This window comes from Streptomyces sp. NPDC057616, from assembly GCF_042800575.1.
GTDB lineage: Bacteria > Actinomycetota > Actinomycetes > Streptomycetales > Streptomycetaceae > Streptomyces.
Window position 1 is genome coordinate 179754 of the sequence record NZ_JBHVGU010000021.1, and the last position, 3463, is coordinate 183216.

At 74.8% G+C, this 3463-nt stretch carries 1 protein-coding gene; it reads right to left on the bottom strand.

The features are described 5' to 3' along the window. Positions 1–29: 29 nt before the first annotated feature. Complete coding sequence (locus ACFU97_RS26400; RefSeq protein WP_384261013.1) at positions 30–3197, bottom strand: Rne/Rng family ribonuclease; 3168 nt, start codon at positions 3195–3197, stop codon at positions 30–32. Positions 3198–3463 lie beyond the last annotated feature (266 nt).

Sequence of the window (3463 nt, forward strand, 5' to 3'; positions counted from 1 at the left end):
ACCTCACTTCAGCGCTCCGATCGCGCGGTTCAGCTCTCGTCGGCCGCGGCCGAGACCGCGGTCTTCTTCGCCGCCGACTTGGCCGCGGCCGTCTTGGCGGTCTTCGCCGCCTTTTTGGCCGTGGTCTTCTTCGCCGCCGTCTTCTTGGCCGCCGTCTTCTTGGTGGCGGCCTTCTTCGCGGTGGCCTTCTTGGCCGTCTTACGGGCCGTCTTCTTGGCCGGGGCCGCCTCCTCGGCGTCCTCCCGCGCGGCGGGCGCCTCGTCCGCCGCGCCCGACGCGACGACCACGACGGCCGTCTCCTCGGAAGCGGTGGGCGCGGTCTCCTTGCGCACGGCACGGCGCCGCGGCCGGGACGGGGCGGCGCTCTCCGCCGGAGCCTCGGGCTCCGGGGCGGTCTCCGCGACCGGCTCGGCCTCGGCGGCCGGCCCCGACTCGGCGATCGTCACGACGGTGGCCTCCGCACCCGCGGGCGAACCCGCCGGAGCGGACACCTTGCGGGTGGCGCGACGGCGTCCGCGCTTGGGCGCGGCCTCGTCGGCGGCCGGGGCGACGGCGTCCTCGACGGCCGCGGGCTCGGCGAGCACCTCGGCGGCGGGCTCCGGCCGCACCGGACGCTCCACCTCGGCCTCGGCGGTGACCTCCTGGGCCGTCGGGGCCTCGGCCTTGCGGTCCTCGCGGCGCGGGGCACCCGCCGGAGCGGACGCCCTGCGGCCCGAGCGGCGCCGCGAACGGCCACGGCCGGCCGCGGCCTCCGCCTCGGCGACGCTGCTGTACAGCTCCTCGTCGGGCGCGAAGGCCGGCTCGGCCAGCGCGACCGGCGCCGCCGCCTCGGCGGCGACCTCCGCCTCGCTCTCGGTCTCCTCGGCGGCCTCCGTCTCGACGGCCGCCGCGGTCTCGTGCTCGTGGACGTGCCCGTCGCCGCCGCGCCCGCGCTTCTTGCGCTTGCCGCCGCCACCGGACGAGGCCGGCTGCTCCATGTGCACGATGACACCGCGGCCGTTGCAGTGGACGCAGGTCTCGGAGAAGGACTCCAGCAGGCCCTGGCCGACCCGCTTGCGGGTCATCTGGACCAGGCCCAGCGAGGTGACCTCGGCGACCTGGTGCTTGGTCCGGTCGCGGCCCAGGCACTCCAGCAGGCGCCGCAGCACGAGGTCCCGGTTGGACTCCAGGACCATGTCGATGAAGTCGATGACGATGATGCCGCCGAGGTCGCGCAGCCGCAGCTGGCGGACGATCTCCTCGGCCGCCTCCAGGTTGTTCCTGGTGACGGTCTCCTCGAGGTTGCCGCCCTGGCCGGTGAACTTGCCGGTGTTGACGTCGACGACGACCATCGCCTCGGTCCGGTCGATCACCAGCGAACCGCCGCTGGGCAGCCAGACCTTGCGGTCCAGCGCCTTGGACAGCTGCTCGTCGATCCGGTACGTGGCGAAGACGTCGACCTCGGAGGTCCACTTCGACAGGCGGTCGGCCAGGTCGGGCGCGACGTGCGAGACGTATCCGTGGATGGTCTCCCAGGCCTCGTCACCGCTGACGACGACCTTGGTGAAGTCCTCGTTGAAGATGTCGCGGACGACCCGGACGGTCATGTCCGGCTCGCCGTACAGCAGCGTCGGGGCGTTGCCGTTCTTCGACTTCTTCTGGATGTCCTCCCACTGCGCCTGCAGCCGCTCGACGTCGCGGCGCAGCTCGTCCTCGCTCGCGCCCTCGGCGGCGGTGCGCACGATGACGCCCGCGTCCTCGGGAACGATCTTCTTGAGGATGGTCTTCAGCCGGGCCCGCTCGGTGTCGGGCAGCTTGCGGCTGATGCCGGTCATCGAGCCCTCGGGGACGTACACGAGGTAGCGGCCCGGGAGGGAGACCTGGCTGGTCAGGCGGGCGCCCTTGTGGCCGATCGGGTCCTTAGTCACCTGGACAAGGACCGACTGACCGGACTTCAGGGCGGACTCGATGCGGCGCGGCCCGTTGGCCATGCCCAGCGCCTCGAAGTTGACCTCACCGGCGTAGAGGACCGCGTTGCGGCCCTTGCCGATGTCGATGAAGGCGGCCTCCATCGACGGCAGCACGTTCTGGACCTTGCCCAGGTAGACGTTGCCGACGTACGAGGTGGCCTGCTCCTTGTTGACGTAGTGCTCGACGAGCACACCGTCCTCGAGCACGCCGATCTGCGTGCGCTCGCCGTGCTGGCGCACGACCATCACGCGCTCGACGGCCTCGCGGCGGGCCAGGAACTCGGCCTCGGTGATGATCGGGACGCGGCGGCGGCCCTGCTCACGGCCCTCGCGGCGGCGCTGCTTCTTGGCCTCCAGGCGCGTGGAGCCCTTGATGGACTGCACCTCGTCGGACGGCTCGGACTTCGGGCGCGGCTCGCGGACCTTCACGACGGTGCGCTCCGGGTCGCCCTCGCCGGGCTCGGTGTCCACGGAGGAGTCACCGGCGCGACGCCGGCGGCGCCGGCGACGGCGGCTGCTGGAGGACGAGCCTCCGCTCTCGTCGGCCCCGTCCTCCTCGTCGTCCTCGCCCTGCTCGGAGGTGTCCTCGGCGTCGTGCGCGGCGGGCTCGTCGGACTCCTCCGACTCGTCGTCACCGCCGGAGTCGGCGGACTCGCCACGGCGGCGGCGACGGCCGCCCCGGCGACGGCGGCGGCGCGAACCGGTCTCCTCGGAGTCGTCGCCCTCGGCGGCGTCCTCGGACTGGTCCTCGGCCTCCTCCTGATCGTCCTCGGCGGTGTCGGTGGTCTCGGCGGTCTGCGTCTCGGCCTCGTCGAACGCGCCACCGCGGCGGCGGCGCCGGCGGCGGGCGCCGGACCGTTCCTCGGACTGCTCCTCCGGCTCGGCGCTCTCCTCGGCCTGGGCGGCGGCGGCCTGGGCGGCGGCCCGCTCCGGCGTCTGGAACTGCGGCTCGGTGAAGACGGGCGCCTGGAACACGGCGACGGCGGGGCGCGCGGGGCGGCGCGGCTCGTCGCCCTCGGCGTCCTCGGCCTCCTCCGCGGCCCGGGCCGGCGCGGAGAATCCGGTCGCGGCCTTACGGGCGGTGCGGCGACGCGAGCGGCGCGGCGCGGCCTCTTCCTCCTCGGCCTGCTCGGCGGCGGGCGCCTGCGCCTCCTCGGCGACGGCGGCGGGCTGCGCGGCGGGCTCGGCGGCGGTCTCCTGCGCGGCCTCGGCGCCGGTCTCGGCCGTCTCCTCGGCGGGCGAGGTCACGCGGCGCGTGGCCCGGCGGCGGGTACGGCGCGGGGCGGCCTCCTCGGCGGCCTCACCGGACTCGGCGGGAACCGCACCGGACTCGGCGGCGGGCTCCTCGGTCGTGGCGGGCACGGCCTCAGGGGCGGCTGCGGCCTCGGCGGCGGGCGCGGGCTGGGCGGTCGCCGTGCCAGTCTCTTCCTCGCAACACCCCTACCCCAGCCTGGTCCCCGCGGCGGGGACTGGCGTCTCCATGGCTGCCCCGTCGTCGAGACCTGCCAGAACAT